This window comes from Allobosea sp. GW823-FHT02B03 (genome assembly GCF_058797755.1).
Genome location: NZ_JBXAJY010000002.1, coordinates 819,831 through 845,315, shown reverse-complemented (window position 1 = coordinate 845,315; position 25,485 = coordinate 819,831). Strand labels below are relative to the sequence as shown.

The window sequence follows — 25,485 nt, the reverse complement described above, 5'->3', positions numbered from 1 at the left end:
GAGTGCGGCGAGATGAACGCAGGCTGGCTGGCGCCGGCCGGCATTCCCATGGCTTCATAAAGAAGGCCGCGCGCCGGCGAAAGCGCGCGGCGATGCTGCCTCGCCCGTCAGGCCGCTCGGATCGCCGCCGTCAGCGCGGCAGAACCGCATAGACGTCGCCGGAATTCGCGGCGTGCGGCAGATCGCGCAGATGGCCGCCCATCGCCTCGGCGCCGACGGCCTCGGGAAAGACGAGCGTCTGGCTCTCGCCGAGTGCGACGTTGAACCGGTAGGGGCCGAGCGCCTCGACCAGCGCCAGGCAGGCCTCGGCGACGTCGCGCTGGATCGTGGTGAACTCGAAGGAGAGCGCCGGGATCGGCCGCGTCAGGCCGGCGAGGACATGCGCCTCGAAACCCTCGACGTCGACCTTGATGAAGGCCGGCATGCCGTGCTGGCAGATCAACGCGTCGAGCGTGGTGCAGGGAACCTCGATCTCACGATCCCAGATCTGCTCGCGCCAGCCATCGGCGTCGACGGCGGCACCGACGAAATCCGTCGAGACGGTCGAGACCGTCGGGTTCGCGCTGTTGATCCTGAGCGTCACCGTGCCCGGCCGGTCGCCGCAGGCGGCCTCGACCAGGGTGACGTCGGGATCGCGGCCATGGATCAGCCGGATGGCGCGGGCCGGGCCGGGCTGCGGTTCGAGCGCCACGACGCGCGCGCCGAGCCGGCGAAAGCTGGAGATGCGGTCGCCGACATGCGAGCCGATGTCGAAGGCGAGGTCACCAGCTCTTAGGAAGCGCGCATAGAGCGCGTCCATGGCGGCGTTGCGGGCGCTATCGCCATAATAGACGCGCAGCGAGCGCGACAGGCTCTTCGCGGTGCCCCTGGGATAGGCGACGGGCTTCATTTCGGCTCGTCCGCCTGGATGGCGACCAGCTCGCGCGGCGGGTCGAAATCCTCGGGGATGCCGCAGAGGCCGCGACGTGCGAACCAGCGGCCGAGTGCAGGCGAAGCCGTCAGCATCGCGAAGGGGATCGCAAGGAGATAGCCGGCCGTCAGCGGCAGCGACCAGATCAGTACCGTCGGCGAGAGCAGAGCGAGCGTGCCGAAGATGTAGAGACCGAAGAGCAGATGCGGCCACAGGCCTTCGAAGGCGGTGGCGAAGGAGAGGGCGTGGGCATCGCGGGCCTGGCCGTTCCAGCCGATCTTCGCCTTGCCGAAGGCGAGGCCGACCATGAAGATCGTGGTCCGGAAGGTCGAGACCGCGCCCTGCAGGAAGGCGAAGACCACTTCGATCAGCGAGGAGGTGACGAAGCGGGCGGTGCCGCCATAGCGCTTCGTGCCGTCCTTGCTGAGCAGGATGTCGGCAAAGCCCGCGAGCTTCGGCGAGAGATACATCGTGAAGAACAGGACATAGAGGAAGGCGGCGAGGCCGGCGGGATAATCGAGGATGCCGCGGTCCTGCCAGACCTTGAGCGGCAGCAGCGCGATCATCAGCGTCCAGGCAGGCAGGCCGATGAACATCAGGATCGCCCAGGCGAGCTGGAAGCGGCTCATGAACTTGAGCCCCGGAATATCCATCAGCTTGAGATATTGCAGGTTGCCGAGGCACCAGCGCAGGTCGCGCCTGGCGAATTCGAGCATGGTCGGCGGGTTCTCCTCCCAGCTGCCCATCTCGACCGGCAGCACGCGGACCTCGTAGCCGGCGCGGCGCATCAAGGTCGCCTCGACCTGGTCATGGCTCATCACGGCGCCGCCGAGCGGCGGGCCGCCCGGCAGCACCGGCAGGTGGCATTGGTCACGGAAGGGCGCGATGCGGACTAGGGCGTTATGGCCCCAGAACGGGCCGCAATCGCCGATCCACCAGGCCGAGCCCATGGTGTAGGGCCGCATGCCGTGGCGCATGCCGAACTGGAAGATGCGCGCAAACGCGGACTTGCTGGGCATGCCGACGACCAGGCTCTGCAGGATGCCGAGCTTCGGCCAGGCCTGCATCATCCGCGTCAGTTTGATGATGGCGTCGCCTGACATGACGCTATCGGCGTCGAGCGGCAGCATCAGCTCGTAGCGGTCGCCCCAGCGCTCGCAGAAATCGCGGACATTGCCGGCCTTGTAGCCGGCATTGTCGGTGCGGCGGCGATAGGTCAGGCGCGAGGCGTCGCCGATCGTCGCGGCGAAGGCGGCTGCGAGCTCTTCCTCGGCTTCGGCCACGGCGGCGTCATTGGTGTCGGAGAGCACGAAATAGTCGAACCAGGCGCCTTCTCCAGTGGCGTCGAGGCTCTGCTTGACGATGGCGAGACGGCGGAAGGCGCGTGCCGGGTCCTCGTTGCGCAAGGTCATCAGGATCGCCGTGCGGATGGCGAGCGGGGTGGCCGCGTCGCCGGCCGCGGCGAAGGGCGCGACGCGCTCGAGCCCGTCCTCGACGCCATGCAGCAGCCAGAGGCCGATCGCGGCGTTCCAGAAGCCCAGCACCGTCCAGGGCGCGCCGAACAGGAAGGCGACGAAGATCACGATGTCGGCGAGGCTCCAGCCGCCTGCTGCCAGCACATGGGCGAGGCCGTAGAGCAGGGCGGCGAGCGTCGCGAGATTGAGGCCTGCGACCAGCAGCCGGCGCGAGCGCAGGCTGGCGGTCCGCTGCAGGCCGGCCGGTGTCAGGCCGCGGTCGAGTCCTGGCTCTTGCGCCGCCGCCTGGAACGTGGTCGGACCGGGACGCTGGTTCATGGCGGTCTCTGTCATGCGCTGGGCTGAGCTGAAGCTGCAGGGAACGTCGCGGAGGATCTGCGTGATAGAACCGGCAAAGCCCGCCAAGGCAAGCGGCAAAGCGGCTGCGACAGCGCTCTGGTATGTCGCGCCGCGTGAATGCGCCCTGAACGATCTTCCTCTGCCGCAGCGCGGGCCGGAGGACTGCCTCGTCCGGACGCTGTGGAGCGGCATTAGTCGCGGCACCGAGCGGCTCGTCTTCGAGGGGCGGGTGCCGGTCGCCGAGCATGAGCGCATGCGCGCGCCCTTCCAGGAAGGGGCGTTCCCGTTCCCGGTGAAATACGGCTATTGCGCCGTCGGGATCGTCGAGGAAGGGCCCCCTGCGCTGCTCGGCGAGACGGTGTTCTGCCTCTACCCGCATCAGGACCGCTTCGTGGTGTCGGCGAGCCGGGTTTCGCGCGTGCCGAATACGGTGCCGGCGAGGCGGGCCGTGCTTGCCGCCAACATGGAGACCGCGCTGAACGCGCATTGGGATGCCGGCTCCGGCCCGGCCGACCGCATCGTCGTGGTCGGCGGCGGGGTGCTCGGCCTGCTGAGCGCGTTCATCGCCGCGCAACTGCCGGGCGCAGAGGTGACGTTGGTCGATGTCGATCCCGCCCGCGCCGCATTGGCAGAGGCGCTCGGCTTTGGCTTCGCCCAGCCGCAGGACTGCCCGGGAGACGCCGATCTCGTCTTTCATGCCAGCGCCAGCGCGCCCGGACTCGCGACCGCGATCGGCGCGGCCGGCTTCGAGGCCCGGATCGTCGAATTGAGCTGGTATGGCGAGGGCGCGGTCGCCGCCCCGCTCGGCGGGGCCTTCCATTCGAAGCGCCTGCAGCTGGTCTCGTCGCAGGTCGGGCAGGTTTCGCCGTCGCGCCGGTCGCGCTTCGACTACGCGCGCCGGGCGCAGGCCGCGCTGGCGCTGCTGGCCGACGAGCGGCTCGACGCGCTGATCACTGAGGAGATCGCCTTCGCGGAGGCGCCCGCGCGGCTGCCGCTGCTGTTTGCGGGCAAGGGGATCACGGCGGTGCTGCGCTATTGATGTTGAAGGGTAGGCAGAAGCGCGCGACGGGCTTAAGCAGGCTGGGCTGAAGGAGACTGTCCATGTTTTCCGTCGAAGTCCGCGACCGCATCATGATCGGCCATTCGCTGCCCGATCCGTTCTTCGGCCCGGCGCAGGCCATGCATGGCGCGACTTTCGTGGTCGATGTCGCCTTCTTCCGCGAGAGCCTGACCCGGCACAACGTGGTGGTCGATATCGGTGCGGCGCTTTCCGTGCTGAACCAGACGCTGAAGCCGCTGAACTACAAGAATCTCGACACCCTGCCGCAATTCCAGGGCGTGCTGACCACCACCGAATTCCTCTGCAAGTACATTTTCGACGCGATGGCGGCGGCGGCCCGTTCCGGCAAGCTCGGCGCCGATGCCGCCGATCTCGCCAAGATCCGTGTCACCCTGCACGAGACCGATCTTGCCCGCGCCAGCTATGAGGGCGCGCTCGCGTGAGCGAGATCGCCTTCGCCATCCCCGGCGATCTTTCGCTGCCGACCGGCGGCTACGCTTATGATCGGCGGCTGCTGGCTGAATGGGCCCAGATCGGCGTGGCGGCGCATCATCTCAAGCTGCCCGGCAGCTTTCCGGCACCGAGCGAGGCCGATCTCGCCGAGGCCGGCCGGCTGATCCTGTCGCAGCCCTATGACCGGGTGCTGCTGATCGACGGGCTCGCCTATGGCGCCTTCCCGGAAGGGCTCGCCGCTGGGCTCGCCGGACGTGTCGTCGCGCTGGTCCATCATCCGCTCGGTCTCGAGACCGGACTTGACCCGGAGCGCGCCGCCGCCCTGCTGGCGCGGGAGACGGCGGCTCTCCGCTATGCCAGCGCCGTCATCGCCACCAGCCAGAACACCAAGCGCATGCTGGTCGTGGATTTCTTCGTGCCGGAAGCACGGATCACCGTGGCGGAGCCCGGTGTCGACCCTGCGCCGCGCGCTTCCGGCTCACCGGACGGAGGGCCGCTTCAGCTCCTGGCGGTCGGCTCGTTGGTGCCGCGCAAGGGCTATGACGTGCTGGTCTCGGCCCTTGCCGGGCTCGAAGAGAAGAACTGGCGGCTGACCATCATCGGCGCGGCCGACCGTTCGCCGGAGACGGCGGCGGCGCTGGCGGCGCAGATCGCCGAAGCGGGCCTCGGCGATCGCATCCGGCTCGCGGGGGCGCTCGACCAACCGTCGCTGGAAGCGGCCTATGCCGGCACCGACCTCTTCGTGATGCCCTCGCTGTTCGAGGGCTATGGCATGGTGCTGACGGAAGCCCTCGCCCGTGGCCTGCCGATCCTCTGCACCACCGGCGGTGCGGCGGCCGAGACCGCGCCGGACGCAGCCGCGCTCAAGGTCCCGCCCGGCGATGTCGCGGCGTTGCAGGCCGGGCTCGCCCGGCTGCTCTCCGATGCCGGGGAGCGTAGAAGACGCGCCGACGCCGCGTGGCATGCAGCCGGTGCATTGCCGCGCTGGCGAGACACCGCGACAATCGTCGCGCAAACCTGTGCGAAGGTGTCGCCATGAGTGGATTCTCTCCGGATTGGCTCGCCCTGCGCGAGCCGGCCGACCATGCCGCCCGCAATCCGCAGGTGCTGGCCGCGGTCGGTGCCGCCTTCGCCAGCCGGCAGTCGCTGACGGTGATCGATCTCGGCTGCGGCGCCGGCTCGAATCTGCGCGGCACCTATTCGGTGTTGCCGGCGCGCCAGTACTGGACGCTGGTCGATTTCGACCCGGCCCTGCTGGCCGTGGCCCGCGAGCGCCTCACCGCCTGGGCCGACGAGGCGGAGGCGCTGGGCGAGGAGCTGGTGCTGCGCAAGGGCGACAAGTCGCTGACCGTCGATTTTCGCAAGGCCGATCTCAACACGGATCTGGAATGGGTGCTCGGCTGGCAGCCCGACCTCGTCACCGCCGCCGCCCTGTTCGACCTGACCTCGGTGCGCTGGCTCGAGCGTTTCGTCGCCTCGCTGGTGAGCCAGCGCCTGCCGCTCTACACGGCGCTGACCTATGACGGGCGCGAGAGCTGGGAGCCGGCCCATCCCGCCGATGCGAAGATGCTGGCCGCCTTCAACCATCACCAGCACACCGACAAGGGTTTTGGCCCTGCCGCCGGCCCGGAAGCGACCGAGACGCTGGCGCAGGCTTTCCGCAAGTCGGGAAGCGCCGTCACCGTGGGCGAGAGCCCCTGGGTGCTGGACGCCGGCAGCGCCGCGCTGACGCGCGAGCTCACGGCCGGCATCGCGGCGGCAGTGGCGGAGACCGGCCATGTCGATGCGGAGACGATCGCGAGCTGGCTCGCCGCCCGCGCCAAGGCGGGTTCCGGCCGGATCGGCCATCTCGACCTGTGGGCCCGGCCGGTCTGACTCCGCCGGGTCGCGGCCACCACACGATTGCCATTTCATGCAAATTCCGCCATCCCGCTGCCGACCATGACCTCCCTGCCTCTGACCATCCGCCAGGAACTGCCGGGCGACGCCGCGGCGATCGAGCGCCTGCACGAGCGCGCCTTCGGGCCGGGGCGCTTCGCCCGCACCGCCTCGCGCCTGCGCGAGGGCCGGCCGCACGAGCCGACGCTCTCCTTCGCCAGCCATGTCGGCACCTTCCTGGTCGGCTCGGTCCGGGTGACGCCGATCCTCGCTGGCGGCGGTCCCGGGCTGATGCTTGGCCCGCTGACGGTCGATCCGGCCTTCGAGGGCAGGGGAATCGGCGCTGCGCTGATGAACGCGGCGATCGAGGCGGCGCGCGGCCAGGGCCATGAGCTGATCCTGCTGGTCGGTGACGCGCCCTATTACGCCCGCTTCGGCTTCAAGCCGGTGAAGCCCGGCCAGCTCGTCCTGCCCGGGCCGGCCGATCCCGGCCGCTTCCTGGCGCTCGAACTCGCCGAAGGCGTGCTGGCGAGGCGCAGCGGCGCGGTGGCGGCGCTGCGGTAGGACCAGGCTCTCTGTCGCCATTCCGGGTTCGTGCCTGCGGCATGCCCCGGAATGACGGCGCGGGTCAGCTTTCCTTGCGGAATCTGCGGCCGCTCTCGCCGATCCAGCCGGCGACCAGCGCGCCGAACAGCAGGGCAAGCCCGATCAGCCCGATGAACAGCGGCGAGATCTGCACGCCGCGGACGATGCCGGAATCGCTGATGCGCAGGCCGATCCAGTCGGCGCCGGCGAATTGCCGGCCCGAGCGCACCGGCACGATGCGCGGCACGCTGACGCCGGAGCCGTTCTCCTGGCCGATGCGGCGCGAGGAGCCGCCGGTCGCTTCCGCCAGTGCCTGCAACTGGGTGGGGTCGCTGACCACTTCCATCAGTTCGCGCGGGTTCTCCGGGCCGACGCTGGCGAAGGCAGTGAGATTCTCGGTGGTGACCTTGTGCAGACCGAACTCGGTCGTCGCGGTGCGGGCGGTGAACAGGCCGGGGCGGCCGGGCTCGAAGGGCACGGTGCGCGTCGAGCCGTCGGGCGCGGTGATCGTCGCGGGAGCCGGCGCATCGCCAAGCGTCTGGCGCTCGATCTCGAGATTGCGGCCGCGGGCGACAGCACGCAGCGCCTCCTCCTCCAGATCGGGCTCCTTCATCAGCCAGTGGCCGAGACGGCGCAGCAGATCGAGATGCGGGCCGCCATCGCGGAAGCCGCGGGCCCAGAGCCAGGCATGGTCGGAGAGGAAGAGGGCGACGCGGCCCTTCTGCTCGCGCGCCAGCATCAGCAGCGGGCGCTCGCCCGGACCGGTCATCACAGCCGAGCCAGTGCGGGCGCGGGCGCCGACCATGCGCAGCCATTCGCCCCAGCGCGGCGGCTCGACCTCGGCGCCCGGCAGGTCGCGGGTGACCGGGTGGCGGCGGCCGGGCTCGCTGACGCGGGCGCGGTAGGCCTCGTCGATGACGCTGCCATCGGGCTGCGCCGGCAGGATCTGGCCGAGCGGCGTGCGCGCGAGCGATTGCGAGCCGGAATATTCCGGGCCAGCTGCGACGAGCAGGGCGCCGCCCTCGCGGACATAGCGGACGATGTTGTCGAAGTAGAGCAGCGGCAGGATCGACTGGTTGGCGTAGCGGTCGAAGATGATCAGGTCGAAATCCTTGATCTTGACCTGGAAGAGCTCGCGCGTCGGGAAGGCGATCAGCGACAGCTCGTTGATCGGCGTGCCGTCCTGCTTCTCCGGCGGGCGCAGGATGGTGAAGTGGACGAGGTCGACATTGGCGTCGGCCTTGAGCAGGTTGCGCCAGGTGCGCTCGCCCGGATGCGGCTCGCCGGAGACCAGAAGCACGCGCAGCTTGTCCCTGACGCCCTCGATGGTGATGACGGCGCGGTTGTTGGCGAGCGTCAGCTCGTTGTCGAGCGGCGCGGCCTCGATCTCGACGACGTTCGGCCCACCGCGGTCGATCCTGACCGGCACCTGCACCGTCTGCCCGGCGATGACCTCGCGGCGCGCGATGACCTCGCCGTCGCGACGCACGGTGAGAGCGGCGCGGCCCGGGCCGCCCTTCTCGACGACGCGCAGGCGGATGTTCTGATCCTTGCCGACGATGCCGAAGCGCGGGGAATCGACCAGCACGATGCGGCGGTCGATCTCACGCTCGCGGCCGGTGGTCAGAACGTGGAGCGGGGCGCGCAGGCCGAGCGCCTCGGCATTGGCCGGTGCATCATGGGCGAGTCCGTCGGTGATCACGATCGCTCCGGCGACACGCTCCGAGGGAACGTCGGCGAGGCTGGAGGCCAGCGCCTCGAACAGCCTTGTGCCGTCGCCGGCGCCCTGCGCGTCGGTAACTTCGACGGTACGCGTCTCGACTCCGCTGACGCCGCGCAGCTGGTTCTCGACCTCGGCCTGGGCGGCCTGTGTCTGCGCACTGCGATCGGAGAGGCGGTTCGAGCCGGAGCGGTCGACGACGACGGCGACGACGTCCTTGACCGGCTCGCGCTCCTCGAAGACCAGTGACGGGTCGGCGAGCGCGATCGTCAGCACGGTCAGCGCCAGGGCGCGCAGGATGGCGCTGCGGCCGGCGAGCACCAGCGCCGCGCCGGCGGCGAGCGCGGACAGAACCGCGAGTCCGATCAGCAGCGGCAGCGGCACCAGCGGGGCGAAGGTCAGGCTCCACATCGGCTAGAATTCCAATCCCATGCCGGTCCGCCGCATCACTGCCCCAGCCTTTCCAGCAGGGCCGGGACGTGAACCTGGTCAGCCTTGTAGTTGCCGGTGAGAGCGTACATCACGAGGTTGACGCCGGCGCGCAGCGCCATTTCGCGCTGGCGCGGATCGCTGCCCGACATCGGGACGAGCGCTTCGCCACGCCGGCCTACGGCCCAGGCTGAAGCGAGGTCGTTCGAGGTGATGACGATCGGCGAGACGCTGTCGCCGGCGCGGGCCGGGCGCCGGCCATCCTCGCCGGCCGGCGGCAGGATCTCGACCCAGGTCGTGCCTGTGTCGTAGCGACCGACGAAGCCGTCGAGGATGTAGAAGGTCTTGGTCAGGACGTGGTCGCGCGGGATCGGCTCCAGCTCCGGAATATCCAGGGTCTGGAGCATGCGGCGGAGCTGGTCGCCCTCGGGCGTCGCGCCGCCGCCGGGCCGGGCGCTCATCGCGTCGCGGGTGTCGAAGATCACGAGGCCGCCGCCCTTCATATAGGCTTCGAGCTTGCGCAGAGTCTCGGCGGAAGGGATCGGACGGCCGGCGACGACGGGCCAGTACAGGATCGGGAAAAAGGCGAGCTCGTCGCGGGCGACGTCGACGCCGACCGCTTCGCCGGGTTCTAGGGCGGTGCGGGCGCCGAGCACGATGTTGAGCCCGGCGAGCCCGGCCTTCGACATCTCGTCGACCGATTTGTCGCCGGTGACGACATAGGCGAGGCGCGTCACCGCGCCGGCGGCGAAGAGTTCGCGCGGGATCGGCGGGCGCTGGTCGGCCGGAGCCGCGGGCACAGGCGTGGTGGCGGGCTGCGCCCGTAGTCCTTCGGGGGCGGCGAGCAGGCCGAAGCCGAGCGCGAACAACAGCGCGACCGGCGCGGCGCGGCGGCGCGCGATGTTGAGCCGGCCGCCGAGCCAGAGCGTCGCCAGCGTGTCGGCGACGAGCAGGACGAGCGCCAGCACAAGGAGCAGCGGCCTCATGTCCTTGGCGACCGGCTGGTCGACCGGCAGCAGCGGGGCGCCGAGCGAGGCAAGGTCGAGCGCGGCGAGATTGTCGGCCGGAGCGAGCGTGTTCACGGCCATGGTTCCGTCGCTGGGCCCGTAGATGCCGGGCGGGTGGGCGAGGATGGCGCGGCCGGTGAAGCTGCGCGGCACCGGCTGTGCCGTCACCGGCGGGCTGCGGAAGGCGCCGAGCCCGTCGAGAACCCGGGTCGGCGACAAGGTCTCGATCCTGACATCGCCGGCCTGCGCCTCCGCGGCGTCGGTCCCGGACAGGGCAACGATCTTGCGCAGCATCTCGACGAAGAGGCCCGAGAGCGGCAGGTTCGACCAGGTCGTGTCGGCGGTGACGTGCATCATGGCGAGCATGCCGTCGCCGCGTCGCTCGCCGGTGACGACGGGCGTGCCGTCCTCCAGCGCCGCCCAGGTCTTGCGAGCGAGGTCGGGCTCGGGTTCGGCCAGGATCTGGCGGCTGACCCTGATCTCGTCGCTGACCTGCGTGCCGAAGAAGGGGCTCTCGCGGTTGAACGGGGCGAGCTTGCGCGGCGTCTCCCAGGACAGGCCGCCGCCGAGGGTGCGGCCGCCGCGGCGCAGGCGCACCGGCGTCAGCTCGTCGGAAGCCGCGGCGAGGCGTGCACCGGCGAAGCGCAGCAGCACGCCGCCACGCTCGATGAAGGCGTTGACCTTGTCGGCGGTGTCGCGATCGAGCGCGCCGATATCGGCCAGCACCAGCACGGAGAGGTTCTGGGCCAGCAATTCGCCGATCGGATCGGTCGAGCCGGCGCGCGGCTCGCGAATCTCGGCGAAGGGCGAGAGCGCCCGCGAGACATAATAGGTCGGCGAGAGCAGGGGCTGGGCGGTGTCGGCGGTGGTGCCGGAGACGATGCCGACACGGCGGCGCTTGGCGCGGTCGTCGAGCAAAGCGACGGCCCCGGCGCTGCGCTCGCCGACGATCTCGAGCCTGGAGACGGCGTTGCGGACCTCGATCGGCAGCGTCAGCCTGGCCGTGGTCTGCAATTCGGTGGTGCCGAAGACGAAGGGCGCGTCGCCGAGCGGCAGGCCCTTGAGGTCGAGCGCCCTGACCTGGCCGCTGGCGGCGGCATTCACGCTCGGACGCAGCACCTTGACGGTGAGCGCGCCGGCGAGGTTCTCCGGCGCCGTCAGCGCGAGCTGATCGGCCGGGCTGGTATGGATCGACAGGCGTCCGCCCGAGGCCTCCTGCCGCATCCTTGCGAGAAAGTCGTCGTCGCCGCCGAGCCCGAGCCCGTCGGCGATCCAGACGGTCTCGGCCTGCGGTTGAGCCCGCCAGAAGGCTTCGAGGCGCTGCAGATGGGCGCCGCGATCGGGCGCGTGCGGCTGCAGCGAGAAGGCGCGCAGGCGCTCGACGGCGGCGCGCGGCTCGGAGAGCGCGATCTCGGCCGGGGCCTCGGCGAGGCCGACCAGGGCGACGGCGCGACCATCGCGGGCCGCGGCGGCGACCCGGTTCTCGGCAATGGCGAGCCGCTCGGTCCAGTCGGTGGCGGCGCCGAAGCCGTTGTCGATCACCAGCAGCAGCGGGCCGCGCAGGGCGGCGGCGTCGCGCACCGGGTTCCAGACCGGGCCGGCGACGGCGAGGATGGCGAGCGCCGCCACCGCCATGCGCAGCGCCAGCAGCCACCAGGGCGTATGGGCCGGCATTTCGCGCTTGGCGACAAGGTCGCGCATGATCTTCAGCGGCGGGAAGTCGATCCGCCGCGGCCGGGGCGGCGTGACCCGCAAGATCAGCCAGAGCGCGGGCAGCAAAGCGAGCGCGATCAGGGCCAGCGGGGCGGAAAAGGCGATCGGCAGGGATGACAGCATGGCTCGCCCTCCCTCAGCCGCCCGGGCCGCGCGAGGCGGCGATCAGGCTGGCGATGCGCAGCACGCCCTCGCTGGCTGGCCGGTCGGTGCGGTGAAGGGTCAGGGTCCAGCCGGCATGGCGGCAGGCCTCGCGGATGGCGTCGCGATGCGCCTGCAGGCGCTGGCGATACTCCTCGCCCCAGGCGCCGGCATCGCCGACGCGCAACGACAGCCCGTCCTCGAGATCGAACAATTCGGCCTGGCCGGAGAAGGGGAAGGTCTCCTCGATCGGATCGACGATCAGGAGGAGGTGGCCCTTGGCGCCGCTGCTCGCCATGGTGGCGATGCGCCTGGCAAGGCCCTCGGCCGGCGTGAGCGCGTCGGTGATCAGGATGGCTTCCGCCAGGCGCGGCAGCGGCTGGTCAGGCGGCAGGTCGGCATCGCCGCCATGCCTGTCGGCGAGGATCGCCTGCGCCAGGGACTCGACGATGCGGCGCGAGGCCAGCGCCCGGGTCAGCCCCATATGGCCGACGCGCTCGCCGCCCTCGACCAGCGCCTCGGCCAGAGCGAAACCGGCGACGAGGGCGCGGTCGACCTTGCTGGCCAGCGCCAGCGACGAGGAGAAACCCATCGAAGCCGAGCGGTCGATCCACAGCCAGATCGCGTGCGAGGCCTCCCATTCGCGCTCACGCACGAAGAGATGGCCGTCGCGGGCGGAGCGGCGCCAATCAATGCGCGAGGCGGATTCGCCGGCGACCAGCGGCCGGTATTGCCAGAAGGTCTCGCCCGGGCCGGAGCGGCGGCGACCATGGATGCCGTGCACGCTGGCCGAGACCCGGCGCGCCTCGAGGACCAGCCGCGGCAGGCGGGCGGCGAGATCGAGCGAAGCCTTGAGGACCGGCTGGGCCGGCTGGCGTTCGGCCGGTCCGAGGACGCGCGTGCGGAGCATCAGCTTTCCCTCATCCCAGGCGCTCGACCAGCCTGGCGACGACGCTTTCGACGGTCTCGCCATCGGCGCGCGCGGCGAAGGTCAGGGCGATGCGGTGCTTCAGCACCGGCGCCGCCAGGGCCGCGACATCGTCGATCGAGGGCGCGAGCCGGCCTTCGACCAGCGCACGGGCGCGGGCGGCGAGCGTCAGCGCCTGGCTGGCGCGCGGACCCGGCCCCCAGGCGAGCTTGTCGGTGACCGCCTTGTCGCCATCGCCCGGGCGGGCCGAGCGGACGAGGTCGAGAATGGCGTCGACGACGGCTTCGCCGACCGGCAGGCGGCGCACCAGCCGCTGTGTCGACATCAGCGTCTCGGCCGTCATCGCCTGGACGGGCTTGTGCTCGGCGACGCCGGTGGTCTCGAGCAGGATGCGGCGCTCGGCCTCGCGATCGGGATAGTCGACGTCGATCTGGAGCAGGAAGCGGTCGAGCTGGGCCTCGGGCAGCGGATAGGTGCCTTCCTGCTCGATCGGGTTCTGGGTGGCGAGGACATGGAAGGGCGCCGGCAGGTCATGGCTCTCGCCGGCGACGGTGACATGGTGCTCCTGCATCGCCTGGAGCAGGGCCGACTGGGTGCGCGGCGAGGCGCGGTTGATCTCGTCGGCCATCAGGAGCTGGGCGAAGACCGGGCCGCGGATGAAGCGGAAATGGCGCTTGCCGTCGGCGCTCTCGTCGAGAACCTCGGAGCCGAGAATGTCGGAAGGCATCAGGTCGGGGGTGAACTGCACGCGCCGCGCCGAGAGGCCGAGCACGGTGCCCATCGCCTCGACGAGCTTGGTCTTGGCGAGGCCGGGCACACCGACCAGGAGGCCGTGTCCGCCGGCGAGCAGCGTGACCAGCGAGAGGTCGACGACCTTCTGCTGGCCGAAGATCACCTGGCCGATCTCGTCGCGGGCGGCGCCGATGGCGGCAAGGGCCGCCTCGGCCGCCTCGACGACGCCGTCGTCGAGATTGATCGGGGCTCCGGCTTCCTGGGACTGTGCGCGGGCTTGCGCCACCATGGCGATCTCCTTCAGCCTCGCCGCGGCGCGGCCATGACCTGTAATCCGGAACTGTGGCCCCGGGGAGGGACCGGCTCAAGGGGCCTGTGCGTGCCGGTGCACAACACTGCGCTTCACGATTATGTAGAGTTCAAGGCGAGAAAGCGATGCAACCGGCATGCCGCAGGCAGGAAACAGGTCACAGATGAGTGAGACGGGAAGCGCCATGGACCGGCTGCTCGGCGCGTTGGGTAACGGTAAAACGCGCGGCCTGCCGCCGGTAGAGCGCTGGAATCCGCCTTTTTGCGGCGATCTCGACATGCGCATCGCCAGCGACGGCACCTGGTTTTATCTGGGCACGCCGATCGGCCGTCCGGCTCTGGTCAAGCTCTTCTCCTCGGTGCTGTGGCGCGAGGGAGGCGATTACTTTCTCGTGACCCCGGTCGAAAAGGTCGGGATCAAGGTCGAGGATGCGCCGTTCCAGGCGGTCGAGATGGCGGTGTCAGGGGAGGGCGACGGGCGCAGCATCGCCTTCCGCACGCAGGTCGACGAGGTCGTGAATGTCGATGGCGAGCATCCGATTCGGTTCGAGCGCTCAAGCAGTGATGGGGTGAAGCCCTATGTGCATGTCCGTCGTGACCTCTGGGCGCGGGTGACGCGGGCGCTGACCTACGACCTGCTGGCGCTCGGGGAAGTCCGCGAGGTCGACGGCGCCCGCCAGTTCGGCGTCGCGGTCGCGGGGGCATTCTATGTCGTCGCGCCGGCGAGCGAGATCGAGGGGCTGTGATGCCGGTTTCCGGACGTTTGCTAAGGCAGGGACGGGATTGGGATTTCTCCGATATCGCCGATGTGCTGGCAGGAAGGCTGCGCGCCGTGCCTCCGGCTTTCGGCGACCTGATCGCCCGGCCGCGCGGCGACCACGACCTGCAGGAGGAGCCGGTCGAGATCCCCGACGAGGCGGGCGCGATCGCGGCGGCAGTGCTGATCCCGATCGTGCTGCATCCTGGCGAGCCGACCGTGCTGCTGACGCAGCGGGCGACCGCGCTGCGCAACCATTCCGGGCAGGTTGCCTTCCCCGGCGGGCGGGTGGACGCGGTCGACGGCTCGCCGCTGATCGCGGCACTGCGCGAGGCGGAGGAGGAGATCGGGCTGGCGCGCGACAGGGTCAGGACCGTCGGCTATCTCGACGCCTATCTGACCGGAACGGGTTATCGCGTCGTGCCGGTGGTCGGGCTGGTCGAGCCGCCGCTCGCACTGACGATTAATCGGCATGAGGTCGACGAGGCCTTCGAGACCCCGCTGTCCTTCCTGATGGATCCGGCCAACCACCAGCGCCATGCCCGCGAATGGAAGGGGCGACATCGCACCTACTATGCGATGCCGCATGACGGTCACTATATCTGGGGTGCAACGGCCGGGATGATCCGCAATCTTTACGAGCGCCTGGCCACCGGAGAGTTCTGAAGCAGATGATGTCGTTCGAAGACCAGAAGCCAGCGTTCGGCGTCATGCTCGCTGGAATAGGTCACGCCTGATGCTGCGCACGCTGATCGAGGAGTTCCTGCTCTTCGTCCTGCCCTTCTGCCTGTTCGCGGGCTACCTCGTGATCCGGCGGCGCAATCCCTTCGACGTCGAGCACTGGAGCGGCCACCTGTTCTGGCTTTCGGTGGTCGGGCTCGTCCTCGGCATCTCCGCCTTCATCTATGCCGGCATCGTCGCCCCGCGGCACACCGGCGCCTTCGTGCCGCCGCATGTCGAGGGCGGCCAGCTGGTGCCGGGCCAGTTCAATGACAAGCCCTGAGCAAGGCCGGCTCGCGCCGTTGCTGGCGCGGGGCGAGGTCGCGGCGCTGATGGCGGCGCTGAACCGGGACGGCGAGGAGGCGCGCATCGTGGGCGGCGCCGTCCGCAATGCGCTGCTCGGCGAAGAGGTGGCGGATATCGATGTCGCGACGACCGCGCTGCCGGAGGAAACGGTGCGGCGGGCGAAGGCGGCCGGCTTCAAGCCCGTACCGACCGGGATCGAGCATGGGACGATCACCGTCGTGGTCGCCGGCATGCCTTTCGAGGTCACGACGCTGCGCCGCGATGTCGAGACCGACGGCCGACACGCCGTCGTCGCCTTCGGTCGCGATTTCCGGCAGGACGCGCTGCGGCGCGACTTCACCATCAATGCGCTCGGGCTCGATGCCGAAGGTCGGCTGCACGACTATGCCGGCGGAGTGGGCGATCTGGCGGCGCGCCGGGTCCGCTTCATCGGGCAGGCGCGCGAGCGCATCGCCGAGGATTATCTGCGCATCCTGCGCTTCTTCCGCTTCCATGCCCGCTATGGCGCGGGCGAGCCGGACAAGGCGGCGCTCGAAGCCTGCACCGAGGGGCGGGCCGGGCTCGAAGGCTTGTCGCGCGAGCGGGTGCGGGCGGAACTGCTGAAGCTGCTCGCCGCACCGCGCGCCGCCTCGACATTGCGGGCGATGGCTGGGGCCGGGCTGTTGGTGCCGGTCATCGGCGGCGTGCCGCAGCTCTCGCGCTTCGAGGCGATGGCCGGCGACGGCGAACAGGGTGGGGATCGCGTCCATCCGGATTTCAGGCTGGCGGCCCTGGCGGTCCTGACCCGCGAGGACGCGGCGCGGCTGCGCGAAAAGCTGCGGCTGTCGAATGCCGAGTCAGGGCGGATCGAGGCGATCGCGCTGGCGCTCGAGACTGTTTCAGGGCGCGAGAGCCTGCCTGCCCTCGCCGAGCTGCGCGAGACGGCGCACCGTGTCGGGACCGATGCGGTCGCCGCGGCGCTCGTGCTGCTGAACGCCACCGCGGGCGCGGCGCGGGCGGAAGAAGGGCAGGCGCTCATCGCCGGCCTCGGCCAGACGCCGCGCTTCCTGCCGAGCGGCAAGGATCTGCTGGCGCTCGGCGTGGCGGCGGGGCCGCTGCTCGGGCAGGTGCTGGAGCAGGCGCGGCGCGACTGGACCGCGGCCGGCTGTCCGGCCGGGCGCGACGAGCAGATGGCGCTGGTCGCAAAAGCGGCCGCTATGCTGTCGCCGGCATAAGCTTACCGGTCGCCCGGAGCGCCGCTGCTGCGGTGCTCCGGGGCGATAACGTGCCTCAGCGGCGGGCCGTGATTACGGCCACCGCACCGTCGGCGGCAGCGAGGACAGGATCGAATCGACATTGCCGCCGGTACGCAGGCCGAAGATCGTGCCGCGGTCGTAGAGCAGGTTGAACTCGACATAGCGGCCGCGGCGGACCTGCTGCTCGTGCCGGTCGGCCTCGGTCCAGGGCGTGCCGAGATTGGCGCGCATGATCCTCGGGTAGATGTCGAGGAAGGCCTCGCCCACGGCGCGGGTGAAGGCGAGATCGGCCTCCGGCTCGCCGCTCCAGACATAATCGTAGAAGATGCCGCCGATGCCGCGCGGCTCGCCCCGATGCTTCAGGAAGAAATACTCGTCGCACCAGGCCTTGAAGCGGGCATAGTCGGCGACGCCGGCATGGGCCTCGCAAGGCGTCCGCATCGCGGCGTGGAAGGCCTGCGCATCGGGGTCGTCCTGCTCGCGGCGCCGCACCAGCACCGGCGTCAGGTCGGCGCCGCCGCCGAACCAGGGCTTGGTCGTCACGACGAAGCGGGTGTTCATGTGCACGGTCGGTGCGTGCGGATTCCAGGGATGGGCGATCAGCGAGATGCCGGTGGCGTGAAAGCGCGGATCCTCGGCCGAGCCCGGAATTTGGCCGGCGAATTCCGGCGCGAAGGTGCCATGCACGGTCGAGACATGGACGCCGACCTTCTCGAAGACGCGCCCGCTCATCAGCGACATCACGCCGCCACCGCCAGGGGCGCCGTCATGGTTGCGGCGCTGCCAGGGTGTGCGGACGAAGCGGCCGGGCGTCGAGCTCTCGGGCGGGTAGGGGCCCGCCGCCTCGTCCTCGATCGCCTCGAAGGCGGCGCAGATGCGGTCGCGCAGGCTCTCGAACCAGGCGGCGGCGCGCGGCTTCAGCGCCTCCACGGCGGCGGGGTCGAAGCTAGGGCTCGCAGTCTCTTGCTGTTGCATGTCTTTCTCGTTCGAATGCGTCAGGCGGCCGGGACTGGATAGCCGCCAAGCTGCCGCAAGGCCTCGCCAACTACCAGCGCGGCGGCGATGGCGACATTGAGCGAACGCAATCCCGGGCGCATCGGCACATGCACGCTGGCATCTGCCGCTGCCGCGACCTCGGAGGGTACGCCGGCCGATTCGCGCCCGACCAGCACGATGTCGCCGGGCCGGAAGGCGAATGCGGTATGGGCAACGGCGCCGTCCGTCTCAGCCAGGACCAGGCGGTGACCGGCGTCGCGGCGCCAGCTCTCGAAGGCGCCGAAGGAAATATGCCGCGTGATCGCGGCGCGTTCGAGATAATCCATGCCCGAGCGACGGAAATTGCGGTCGGACACGTCGAAGGAGGCCGGCTCGACGATGTCGACGGCGACACCGAGGCAGGCCGCCATGCGGATCATCGTGCCGGCGTTCTGCGGAATGTCGGGCTGGTAGAGGGCGAGGCGCAGCATGGGCGCGTCATCCGCGCTGCGCCTGCCGGCGTCAAGGCATCACGCTCAGGGGCGGACGGCGATGGCGACGATCTCGACCTTCGCATCCAGGGGAAGGCGCGCGACCTCGACCGTGGCGCGTGCCGGCGGGGCGGTCTTGAAATAACTGCCATAGACCCCGTTCATCTTGCCGAAATCGTTGAGGTCCTTCAGGAAAACGTTGGTCGAGACGATATGGTCCATGGTCAGGCCGTCGGCTTCGAGCACGGCCTTGAGGTTTTCGAGCGTCTGCCTCGTCTGGTCCTCGATGCTGGCGTCCTTCATGAACTGCTTGGTCTTCGGATCGATCGCGACCTGCCCGGCGAGAAACACCATGTTCCCGACCTTGATCGCCTGCGAATAGGGGCCGATCGCCTCGGGCGCGTTCGGTGTCGCGATCACCGTCTTGCCCGCGGTCTGGGCGATGGCCTGTGTGGCCAGAAGGAGTGTGCCCGCCAAAGCGAGCGCGGCGTGAAACCTGATCATCGAGCAGACCTCCGGATCGCCGCCTTCATGCGCGGCGCGGCCTCATGCTCTGCGGGGTGATGATGCGCGGCAAGCAGGAAACCGGCGCGATTGCAACTTAAGTCGGGAGTCTTTCGTCGTAGATCCTGCGGCCACTGCAGGGCGGCGCGCTTGCGCCATGCTGCAGTCTGCTGTCATGGCATGACGGAGCCGCGCTTGCAGGCTCTGGTTGCCGCAAGCTGCACGCACCATATCGGTCACGTAGCCATTGCCTGCCTAGGAGGGCGATCCCACGTCCATGTTCGCCCCGCTGTTCCGGTTCCTCGAAAGCCGCGTCGACGTCTTCGAGCCCTTCGACGAGACCAGGACGCCGCCGCGCGGCGTCTTCCCCTTCATGTGGCACCACATCAAGGGCGTGAAGGGCTGGATGGCGCTGATCATGCTGACCGGCCTCGGCTTTTCCGGCATCGAGGCGGCGATGTATCTGATGGTCGGCTGGTTCGTCGACCTGCTCACCACCCAGTCGCCCGAGACGGTGTTCCGCGAACATGGCTGGCTACTCGCCGGCGCGGCCTTTCTCGTGGTGGTGGTGCGGCCGCTGGTCTATTTCGCCAACCATGCCATCGTCGACCAGGTCGTGGTGCCGCAGATCACCAACCAGATCCGCTGGCGCAACCATGTCTACACGCTCGGCCACGCGCTTTCCTATTTCCAGAACGATTTCGCCGGCCGGCTCTCCGCCCGGGTGATCCAGGCCGGCCAGGCCATTCGCGGCGCGACCATCGAGGTGATCGACGATCTCTGGTACGCGCTGATCTTCGCCTCAGTGGCGATCGGCTTCTTCGGCTCGACCAGTCTGTGGCTCGCTTTGCCAGTGATCGTCTGGCTCGCCGCCTATGTGACGCTGCTGATCTATTTCGTGCCGCGCGCCAAGAAGCGCTCGGAGGCGAACTCGCTCGGCCGCTCGACCACGACCGGGCGCATCGTCGACGCCTACACCAACATCCTCACGGTCAAGCTCTTCGCCCGCGCCGACGCCGAGCGCTCGGCGGTGCGCGATTCGCTGACGCGCTGGAACGATTCCTTCCTCAACCTGTCGCGGCTGATCACCGGCGTCAGCGTCATCCTGCAGACGATGAACAGCCTGCTCGTCGTGGTGACGGCCTGGCTCTGCCTGACGCTGTGGAGCCACGGCGAAATGACCCCCGGCGCGGTGGCTGCGTCAATCGGTCTCGTCCTGCGTCTCGTACAGATGTCGACCTGGCTGATCCATCTGGTCCGCGGCATCTTCGAGAACATCGGCTCGGTGCAGGAGAGCATGGAGACGATCGCCAAGCCGCACGATCTCAGCGACGCGCCGGACGCGAAGCCGCTGGCGGTCACCGACGGCGCGGTGCGCTTCGAGCAGGTCCGCTTCAATTACGGCCGCAAGACCGGGCTTTTCGAGGGGCTCGACCTCGACATCCGCCCCGGCGAGAAGGTCGGCCTGGTCGGCCCGTCAGGGGCCGGCAAGTCGACCCTGGTCAACCTCCTGCTGCGGCTCTACCCGCTCGAAAGCGGCCGCATCCTGATTGACGGCCAGGACATCGCCGGCGTCACGCAGGAATCGCTGCGGGCGCAGATCGGCATGGTCACGCAGGACAATTCGCTCCTGCACCGCTCGATCGGCGACAATATCGCCTATGGCCGGATCGGCGCCACGGAAGCTGAAATCGCCGAGGCCGCGCGCCGGGCGGCCGCCCATGAGTTCGTGCTCGGCCTGACCGACCAGGACGGGCGCAAGGGCTTCGAATCGCGGGTCGGCGAGCGCGGCGTCAAGCTTTCGGGCGGGCAGCGCCAGCGCATCGCTATCGCGCGCGTGCTGCTCAAGGACGCGCCGATCCTGATCCTCGACGAGGCGACCTCCGCGCTCGATTCGGAGGTGGAAGCCGAGATCCAGGCGCAGCTCGCCACGCTGATGGAAGGCAAGACAGTGATCGCGATCGCCCACCGGCTTTCGACGATCGCGGCGCTCGACCGGTTGATCGTGCTCGACAAGGGCAGGATCGTCGACAGTGGCAGCCATGCAGAGCTCGTCGCGCGCGGTGGCCTCTATGCGCGGCTCTGGGCGCACCAGTCCGGCGGCTTCCTGGCGTTGGCGGACAGCGACCAGATTCCGGTCTGAGCCTGCCGCAAGGCCGGGTTGCTGCGCCGCGACAGGCTGCGGCGCGAGCGACAGTAGACTTCATCAAAACTGCATGCCAAAGAGCCCCGAGCCGACAAGCTGCCTCACGGCGGCTGAGGCAGGCGTTCGCATTGCGGACGCCTGACATTTTTGTTTGAGCCGGCAGGGCCGGCGGCCGAGTAGGGAACTGGATCGTGGCGCACGCGACCGAGACGACAGGCACCGAGACCACCCGCCGTGACTTCCTGATGCTGGCGACCGGTGCTGCAGGCATTGTTGGAGCCGGCGCGGTCCTGGTGCCGCTGATCAGCCAGCTCGCCCCCGACGCGCAGACCGTTGCCGCCGGCGCCCCGATCGAGCTCGATCTGGCCCCGATCGCGGAAGGTCAGGCGATCAAGCTGTTCTGGCGCGGCAAGCTGATCTTCGTGCGTCACCGCACCAAGAAGGAAATCGACGAGGCCCGCGCGGTGAACGTCGCGACGCTGCCCGATCCGCAGTCCGACCAGGAGCGCGTCAAGGAAGGCCATGCGCAGTTCCTCGTGGTCTACGGCAACTGCACCCATCTCGGCTGCGTGCCGCTCGGCAATGCGCCGGGCGACCCGAAGGGTGATTACGACGGCTGGTTCTGCCCCTGCCATGGCTCGCACTACGATTCGTCGGGCCGCATCCGCAAGGGACCTGCGCCGCTGAACCTTCCCATTCCGCCCTATGCGTTCATGGCGGACACCAAGATCAAGATCGGCTGAGCCTGAGTAGACGGGCGAAGACGGCATTCAGCGGATTTGAGAGAGCTTGAGGCGAGCAGCATGAGCGGGCACAGCACCTATCAACCGAAGACGGGTATCGAGCGTTGGCTCGACGCGCGCCTGCCGATCGTGCGGCTGATGCACGATTCCGCGGTGTCCTATCCGGTGCCGCGCAACCTTAACTATCTGTGGACCTTCGGCGGCATCCTGATGTTCATGCTGGTGGCGCAGATCATCACCGGCATCGTCCTGGTGATGCACTACACGCCGCATGCCACCATGGCGTTCAACTCCGTCGAGCACATCATGCGCGACGTGAACTACGGCTGGCTGCTGCGCTATCTGCACTCCAACGGCGCCTCGATGTTCTTCGTCGCCGTCTACATCCACATCTTCCGCGGCCTCTATTACGGCTCCTACAAGGCTCCCCGCGAGGTGCTCTGGATCCTCGGCGTCGTCATCTTCCTGCTGATGATGGCCACCGCCTTCATGGGCTACGTGCTGCCCTGGGGGCAGATGTCCTTCTGGGGCGCGACCGTCATCACCAACCTGTTCTCGGCCCTGCCGGTGATCGGTGAGACGATCGTCACCTTCCTGTGGGGCGGCTACTCGGTCGACAACCCGACGCTGAACCGCTTCTTCTCGCTGCACTACCTGCTGCCGTTCATGATCTTCGGTGTGGTGATCCTGCACGTCTGGGCGCTGCACCATGTCGGCCAGAACAACCCGACCGGCGTCGAGGTGAAGAACGTCGCCAAGGACACGGTTCCGTTCACCCCCTATGCGACGATCAAAGACCTGTTCGGCATGGTCTGCTTCATGTTCGTCTTTGCCTATTTCGTCTTCTACCAGCCGAACTTCATGGGCCACGCCGACAACTACATCCCGGCGAACCCGGCGGCGACGCCTGCGCACATCGTCCCGGAATGGTACTTCCTGCCCTTTTACGCGATCCTGCGCGCCATCCCCGATAAGCTCGGCGGCGTCATCGCCATGGGCGGCGCGATTGCGATCCTCGCCTTCCTGCCCTGGATCGACACCTCCAAGATCAAGTCGATGACCTATCGTCCGATCGCCCGCCAGTTCTTCTGGGCGTTCTTCGTGGTCTGCATCGCGCTCGGCTATCTCGGCGCCATGCCGGCGGAAGGCGGCTACGTCATCGCCTCGCAGATCTTCACCGTCCTCTATTTCGGCTACTTCGTCGCGCTGGCTCTGATCGGCATCTTCGAGCGGCCGCGGCCTCTGCCGGCTTCCATCGCGGACTCGGTGCTGGGCAACCTCCAGGGCGGTTCGGGCGCGCGTCTCGGCGCCGCCACCGCCTCCGCACCGAACGCCAAGGGTTGATGAGACCATGCGCATGATCCCTTTCCGTCTCTCGCTCGCCGCTGGCCTGGCCGTCATGGCCCTGGCCGGCCCGGCCTTCGGCGCCGGTGAGCGCGTCAAGCCGCCGGCCGAGACCTGGTCCTTCTCGGGCCCCTTCGGCAAGTTCGACCAGGCTCAGCTCCAGCGCGGCTTCAAGGTCGTCAAGGAAGTCTGCGCCAGCTGCCATTCGATGAACCTGATCAAGCTGCGCAACCTGTCGCAGCCGGGTGGCCCGGGCTTCACCGCCTCGCAGGTCGCGGCGCTGGCGGCGACCTACACGGTCAAGGACGGGCCGAACGAGTCCGGCGAGATGTTCGACCGGCCGGGCCGTCCGGCGGATGCCTTCCCGGCTCCGTTCCCGAACGAGCAGGCTGCGCGCGCCGCCAGCGGCGGCGCCTATCCGCCGGACCTCTCGGTCCTGGCGAAGGCGCGGACCTATGAGCGCGGCTTCCCCTGGTTCATCTTCGACATCTTCACCCAGTACCAGGAGCAGGGGCCCGACTACATCACGGCCCTGCTGCGCGGCTACACCGAGCCGCCGGCCGGTCACTCGCCGCTGCTGCCGGGCCAGTACTACAACACCTATATGCCCGGCCATCTGATCGCGATGCCGCAGCCGCTCAATGACGGCCAGGTCGAGTATCCGAAGGGGCCGGACGGCAAGCCGCAGGTGCCGGAGACGGTGGCGCAGTACGCCAAGGACGTCTCGGCCTTCATGATGTGGATGGCCGAGCCGCATCTCGAGGCGCGCAAGCGCATCGGCATGCAGGTGATGCTGTTCCTGATCATCTTCGCGGGCCTGCTCTACTACACCAAGAAGAAGGTCTGGTCGCGCCTGCCCGAGCACGCCTCGTCGCACTGAGCTTTGACAGCGTTCGAAATCGAGAGCCCCGGCAACGGGGCTCTTTTCGTTTGCGCAGCCGGCTGTGGACGCCGCTTCTGACGGCCGGTAGCGGTTGCTGCAACGTCACAAACTCCTGATCCTGATCCGGAACGATAACGGAGAACGAGCATGGCTGAAGCGGTTCTGGGGATCATCGGCGGCTCGGGCATCTACGATCTGCCGGGGCTGACCGATCTGCGCGAGGAGCGCATCGAGAGTCCCTGGGGCGAGCCTTCCGACGTGCTGCGCATCGGGCGGATGGGGGCGACCAAGATCGTCTTCCTGCCGCGTCACGGCCGGGGCCATGCGATCCCGCCCTCCGAGATCAACTACCGCGCCAATATCGACGTACTGAAGCGCGCCGGCGTCACCGATCTCGTCTCGCTCTCGGCCTGCGGTTCCTACAAGGCCGAGCTCTATCCCGGCCTGTTCGTGCTGGTCGACCAGTTCGTCGACCGCACGGCGGGGCGCCAGAGCTCGTTCTTCGGCCGGGGCTGCGTCGCCCATGTCTCGCTGGCGCACCCGGTCGGTCCGGCCCTGCGGGCGCGGATCGCCGAGGCGGCGACGGCGGAGGAGCTGCCTTTCGTCAATGGCGGCACGCTCGTCACCATGGAAGGCCCGCAATTCTCGACCTATGCGGAATCGCTGACCTATAAGGGCCTTGGCTACGATCTGATCGGCATGACGGCGATGCCGGAAGCCAAGCTCGCCCGCGAGGCCGAGATCACCTATGCGACCGTTGCGATGGTGACCGACTACGATTGCTGGCATGAGGAGCATGGCGCGGTCGACGTCGCCTCGGTGATCGCAGTCCTGCATGCGAACGCCGACAAGGCACGCCGGCTGGTGGCGCGGCTCGCAGCCGATTTTCCGGCGGAGCGGGTGCCGTGCCCGGCCGGCTCCCACAACGCGCTCGACTTCGCGCTGGTCACGGCGCCGGAGTTCCGCGATCCCGCTTTGCTCGCCAAGCTCGATGCGGTGGCGGGGCGCGTGCTGAAGCCGGCCGGCTGAGCCGCTCACCCTGTCGCGGCGCCGGCGATACCGGCAAGTCTAGGGGGAGCATCGCGAAAGCGGGTTCCCAGTGCTTCGCCTCCTGCTCTAAGAGGGAGCACCGCAGCCGATGGAAGACCTGATGGACCGGCCCTCTTTCTCCGATCTGAAGAACGCGATCCGGACGATCCCCGATCATCCGGCGCCGGGAATCCTGTTCCGCGACATCACCACGCTGCTCGGCGATGCGCGGGCCTTCCGCCGTGCGGTCGACGAACTCGTCCAGCCCTTCGCGGGGTTGAAGATCGCCAAGATCGCCGGAATCGAGGCGCGCGGCTTCATTCTCGGCGGGGCCGTGGCGCACCAGCTCTCGGCCGGCTTCGTGCCGGTGCGCAAGAAGGGCAAGCTGCCCTTCCAGACCGTGAGCATGCCTTACTCGCTGGAATACGGCAGCGACGAGATCGAGGTTCACAAGGACGCCGTTTCGCCTGGCGAGCGCGTGCTGCTGGTCGACGACCTCGTCGCGACCGGCGGCACGGCGGAGGCGGCGGTCAAGCTGCTTTCCTCGCTCGGAGCCGAGGTCGTCGCCGCCTGCTTCATCGTCGACCTGCCGGATCTCGGCGGTGCCGACAAGGTTCGCCGCCTCGGCGTGCCCGTGCGCACGCTGGTCTCCTTCGAAGGACATTGAGGCGGG

At 69.1% G+C, this 25,485-nt stretch carries 24 protein-coding genes; 15 read left to right on the top strand and 9 right to left on the bottom strand.

Annotation, left to right across the window (positions count from 1 at the left end; genetic code table 11):
- Positions 1-130 precede the first annotated feature (130 nt).
- Entirely contained in the window at positions 131-889 is a 759-nt protein-coding gene (locus AC1REK_RS09095; protein ID WP_492268304.1) for an FkbM family methyltransferase, read from the bottom strand.
- Positions 886-2,703 carry a glucans biosynthesis glucosyltransferase MdoH gene (gene mdoH, locus AC1REK_RS09090; RefSeq protein WP_492268305.1) on the bottom strand — a complete coding sequence of 606 codons (1,818 nt, stop codon included), beginning with the start codon at positions 2,701-2,703 and terminating at the stop codon, positions 886-888. The genes AC1REK_RS09095 and mdoH overlap by 4 nt, the downstream gene beginning before the upstream one ends.
- Between mdoH and AC1REK_RS09085 the strand changes: the two genes are divergently transcribed.
- From AC1REK_RS09085 to AC1REK_RS09065, 5 genes are all read left to right on the top strand, one after another.
- The gene (locus AC1REK_RS09085) at positions 2,702-3,763 is read left to right on the top strand and encodes a zinc-dependent alcohol dehydrogenase (protein ID WP_492268306.1); all 1,062 of its coding nucleotides are present in this window, start codon (positions 2,702-2,704) and stop codon (positions 3,761-3,763) included. The two genes, mdoH and AC1REK_RS09085, sit on opposite strands and share 2 nt — an antisense overlap.
- Before the next feature lie 62 nt (positions 3,764-3,825).
- Positions 3,826-4,227 (top strand): 6-pyruvoyl trahydropterin synthase family protein, encoded by a 402-nt coding sequence (locus AC1REK_RS09080; RefSeq protein ID WP_316016827.1) that lies wholly within the window; start codon positions 3,826-3,828, stop codon positions 4,225-4,227.
- On the top strand, positions 4,224-5,276 hold the full coding sequence (locus AC1REK_RS09075) for a glycosyltransferase family 4 protein (RefSeq protein WP_492268307.1): 1,053 nt from the start codon (positions 4,224-4,226) through the stop codon (positions 5,274-5,276). Before AC1REK_RS09080 ends, AC1REK_RS09075 begins: the two co-directional genes overlap by 4 nt.
- Positions 5,273-6,112, top strand: coding sequence for a class I SAM-dependent methyltransferase (locus AC1REK_RS09070; RefSeq protein WP_492268308.1), 840 nt, complete (start codon positions 5,273-5,275; stop codon positions 6,110-6,112). The genes AC1REK_RS09075 and AC1REK_RS09070 overlap by 4 nt, the downstream gene beginning before the upstream one ends.
- 66 nt (positions 6,113-6,178) lie before the next feature.
- Complete coding sequence (locus tag AC1REK_RS09065) at positions 6,179-6,679, top strand: GNAT family N-acetyltransferase (RefSeq protein ID WP_316016824.1); 501 nt, start codon at positions 6,179-6,181, stop codon at positions 6,677-6,679.
- Positions 6,680-6,743: 64 nt separating this feature from the next.
- Here AC1REK_RS09065 and AC1REK_RS09060 read toward each other — a convergent pair whose 3' ends face one another.
- The 4 genes from AC1REK_RS09060 to AC1REK_RS09045 are packed head-to-tail and all read right to left on the bottom strand — an operon-like array spanning position 6,744 to position 13,659.
- Positions 6,744-8,831 carry a hypothetical protein gene (locus AC1REK_RS09060; RefSeq protein ID WP_492268309.1) on the bottom strand — a complete coding sequence of 696 codons (2,088 nt, stop codon included), beginning with the start codon at positions 8,829-8,831 and terminating at the stop codon, positions 6,744-6,746.
- Between the two features lie 35 nt (positions 8,832-8,866).
- Positions 8,867-11,689: a DUF4159 domain-containing protein gene (locus AC1REK_RS09055; protein WP_492268672.1), complete on the bottom strand. Its 2,823-nt coding sequence runs from the start codon at positions 11,687-11,689 to the stop codon at positions 8,867-8,869.
- Between the two features lie 16 nt (positions 11,690-11,705).
- Positions 11,706-12,620 (bottom strand): DUF58 domain-containing protein, encoded by a 915-nt coding sequence (locus AC1REK_RS09050; protein ID WP_316016822.1) that lies wholly within the window; start codon positions 12,618-12,620, stop codon positions 11,706-11,708.
- A gap of 10 nt (positions 12,621-12,630) precedes the next feature.
- Positions 12,631-13,659 (bottom strand): AAA family ATPase, encoded by a 1,029-nt coding sequence (locus AC1REK_RS09045; protein ID WP_066471049.1) that lies wholly within the window; start codon positions 13,657-13,659, stop codon positions 12,631-12,633.
- 184 nt (positions 13,660-13,843) lie between these two features.
- Between AC1REK_RS09045 and AC1REK_RS09040 the strand changes: the two genes are divergently transcribed.
- From AC1REK_RS09040 to AC1REK_RS09025, 4 genes are all read left to right on the top strand, one after another.
- Positions 13,844-14,425, top strand: coding sequence for a DUF1285 domain-containing protein (locus AC1REK_RS09040; RefSeq protein ID WP_492268310.1), 582 nt, complete (start codon positions 13,844-13,846; stop codon positions 14,423-14,425).
- A complete protein-coding gene (locus tag AC1REK_RS09035; RefSeq protein WP_492268311.1) occupies positions 14,425-15,102 on the top strand; it encodes a CoA pyrophosphatase in 678 nt (225 codons plus the stop codon). Before AC1REK_RS09040 ends, AC1REK_RS09035 begins: the two co-directional genes overlap by 1 nt.
- Positions 15,103-15,172: 70 nt before the next feature.
- Positions 15,173-15,439, top strand: coding sequence for a DUF6111 family protein (locus tag AC1REK_RS09030; protein WP_316016819.1), 267 nt, complete (start codon positions 15,173-15,175; stop codon positions 15,437-15,439).
- Entirely contained in the window at positions 15,426-16,676 is a 1,251-nt protein-coding gene (locus tag AC1REK_RS09025) for a CCA tRNA nucleotidyltransferase (RefSeq protein WP_492268312.1), read from the top strand. The genes AC1REK_RS09030 and AC1REK_RS09025 overlap by 14 nt, the downstream gene beginning before the upstream one ends.
- Before the next feature lie 72 nt (positions 16,677-16,748).
- On the opposite strand, the gene hemF is transcribed toward AC1REK_RS09025, so the two are convergent.
- Genes hemF through AC1REK_RS09010 form a run of 3 tightly spaced genes read right to left on the bottom strand, consistent with a single transcriptional unit; the run spans position 16,749 to position 18,667 of the window.
- On the bottom strand, positions 16,749-17,672 hold the full coding sequence (gene hemF / locus AC1REK_RS09020) for an oxygen-dependent coproporphyrinogen oxidase (RefSeq protein WP_492268313.1): 924 nt from the start codon (positions 17,670-17,672) through the stop codon (positions 16,749-16,751).
- A gap of 20 nt (positions 17,673-17,692) precedes the next feature.
- The gene (locus tag AC1REK_RS09015; RefSeq protein ID WP_492268314.1) at positions 17,693-18,163 is read right to left on the bottom strand and encodes a tRNA (cytidine(34)-2'-O)-methyltransferase; all 471 of its coding nucleotides are present in this window, start codon (positions 18,161-18,163) and stop codon (positions 17,693-17,695) included.
- 45 nt (positions 18,164-18,208) lie between these two features.
- The gene (locus AC1REK_RS09010) at positions 18,209-18,667 is read right to left on the bottom strand and encodes a RidA family protein (RefSeq protein WP_316016815.1); all 459 of its coding nucleotides are present in this window, start codon (positions 18,665-18,667) and stop codon (positions 18,209-18,211) included.
- A gap of 277 nt (positions 18,668-18,944) precedes the next feature.
- Between AC1REK_RS09010 and AC1REK_RS09005 the strand changes: the two genes are divergently transcribed.
- From AC1REK_RS09005 to AC1REK_RS08980, 6 genes are all read left to right on the top strand, one after another.
- Positions 18,945-20,810, top strand: coding sequence for an ABC transporter ATP-binding protein (locus tag AC1REK_RS09005; protein ID WP_492268315.1), 1,866 nt, complete (start codon positions 18,945-18,947; stop codon positions 20,808-20,810).
- Between the two features lie 194 nt (positions 20,811-21,004).
- Positions 21,005-21,556 carry a ubiquinol-cytochrome c reductase iron-sulfur subunit gene (gene petA, locus AC1REK_RS09000; protein ID WP_316016813.1) on the top strand — a complete coding sequence of 184 codons (552 nt, stop codon included), beginning with the start codon at positions 21,005-21,007 and terminating at the stop codon, positions 21,554-21,556.
- Between the two features lie 60 nt (positions 21,557-21,616).
- Positions 21,617-22,900, top strand: a complete 1,284-nt coding sequence (locus AC1REK_RS08995; protein ID WP_492268316.1) for a cytochrome b — start codon at positions 21,617-21,619, stop codon at positions 22,898-22,900.
- A gap of 13 nt (positions 22,901-22,913) precedes the next feature.
- Positions 22,914-23,780, top strand: a complete 867-nt coding sequence (locus AC1REK_RS08990; RefSeq protein ID WP_327523501.1) for a cytochrome c1 — start codon at positions 22,914-22,916, stop codon at positions 23,778-23,780.
- 150 nt (positions 23,781-23,930) lie between these two features.
- Entirely contained in the window at positions 23,931-24,812 is an 882-nt protein-coding gene (locus tag AC1REK_RS08985) for an S-methyl-5'-thioadenosine phosphorylase (protein ID WP_492268317.1), read from the top strand.
- A 121-nt stretch (positions 24,813-24,933) separates the two neighbouring features.
- The gene (locus AC1REK_RS08980) at positions 24,934-25,479 is read left to right on the top strand and encodes an adenine phosphoribosyltransferase (RefSeq protein ID WP_316016809.1); all 546 of its coding nucleotides are present in this window, start codon (positions 24,934-24,936) and stop codon (positions 25,477-25,479) included.
- Positions 25,480-25,485 lie beyond the last annotated feature (6 nt).

Excerpts from the sequence above, each read along its gene's own strand:
- AC1REK_RS09025 (WP_492268312.1), top strand. The coding sequence starts at position 15,426 with ATGACAAGCCCTGAGCAAGGCCGGCTCGCGCCGTTGCTGGCGCGGGGC.
- AC1REK_RS09045 (WP_066471049.1), bottom strand. The coding sequence starts at position 13,659 with ATGGTGGCGCAAGCCCGCGCACAGTCCCAGGAAGCCGGAGCCCCGATC.
- AC1REK_RS09030 (WP_316016819.1), top strand. The coding sequence starts at position 15,173 with ATGCTGCGCACGCTGATCGAGGAGTTCCTGCTCTTCGTCCTGCCCTTC.
- AC1REK_RS09065 (WP_316016824.1), top strand. The coding sequence starts at position 6,179 with ATGACCTCCCTGCCTCTGACCATCCGCCAGGAACTGCCGGGCGACGCC.
- AC1REK_RS08995 (WP_492268316.1), top strand. The coding sequence starts at position 21,617 with ATGAGCGGGCACAGCACCTATCAACCGAAGACGGGTATCGAGCGTTGG.
- AC1REK_RS09035 (WP_492268311.1), top strand. The coding sequence starts at position 14,425 with ATGCCGGTTTCCGGACGTTTGCTAAGGCAGGGACGGGATTGGGATTTC.
- AC1REK_RS09080 (WP_316016827.1), top strand. The coding sequence starts at position 3,826 with ATGTTTTCCGTCGAAGTCCGCGACCGCATCATGATCGGCCATTCGCTG.
- AC1REK_RS09095 (WP_492268304.1), bottom strand. The coding sequence starts at position 889 with ATGAAGCCCGTCGCCTATCCCAGGGGCACCGCGAAGAGCCTGTCGCGC.
- hemF (WP_492268313.1), bottom strand. The coding sequence starts at position 17,672 with ATGCAACAGCAAGAGACTGCGAGCCCTAGCTTCGACCCCGCCGCCGTG.
- AC1REK_RS09085 (WP_492268306.1), top strand. The coding sequence starts at position 2,702 with ATGGCGGTCTCTGTCATGCGCTGGGCTGAGCTGAAGCTGCAGGGAACG.
- AC1REK_RS09070 (WP_492268308.1), top strand. The coding sequence starts at position 5,273 with ATGAGTGGATTCTCTCCGGATTGGCTCGCCCTGCGCGAGCCGGCCGAC.
- AC1REK_RS09005 (WP_492268315.1), top strand. The coding sequence starts at position 18,945 with ATGTTCGCCCCGCTGTTCCGGTTCCTCGAAAGCCGCGTCGACGTCTTC.
- AC1REK_RS09010 (WP_316016815.1), bottom strand. The coding sequence starts at position 18,667 with ATGATCAGGTTTCACGCCGCGCTCGCTTTGGCGGGCACACTCCTTCTG.
- AC1REK_RS09050 (WP_316016822.1), bottom strand. The coding sequence starts at position 12,620 with ATGCTCCGCACGCGCGTCCTCGGACCGGCCGAACGCCAGCCGGCCCAG.
- AC1REK_RS08980 (WP_316016809.1), top strand. The coding sequence starts at position 24,934 with ATGGACCGGCCCTCTTTCTCCGATCTGAAGAACGCGATCCGGACGATC.
- AC1REK_RS09060 (WP_492268309.1), bottom strand. The coding sequence starts at position 8,831 with ATGTGGAGCCTGACCTTCGCCCCGCTGGTGCCGCTGCCGCTGCTGATC.
- AC1REK_RS09040 (WP_492268310.1), top strand. The coding sequence starts at position 13,844 with ATGAGTGAGACGGGAAGCGCCATGGACCGGCTGCTCGGCGCGTTGGGT.
- AC1REK_RS08990 (WP_327523501.1), top strand. The coding sequence starts at position 22,914 with ATGATCCCTTTCCGTCTCTCGCTCGCCGCTGGCCTGGCCGTCATGGCC.
- AC1REK_RS08985 (WP_492268317.1), top strand. The coding sequence starts at position 23,931 with ATGGCTGAAGCGGTTCTGGGGATCATCGGCGGCTCGGGCATCTACGAT.
- AC1REK_RS09015 (WP_492268314.1), bottom strand. The coding sequence starts at position 18,163 with ATGCTGCGCCTCGCCCTCTACCAGCCCGACATTCCGCAGAACGCCGGC.
- mdoH (WP_492268305.1), bottom strand. The coding sequence starts at position 2,703 with ATGAACCAGCGTCCCGGTCCGACCACGTTCCAGGCGGCGGCGCAAGAG.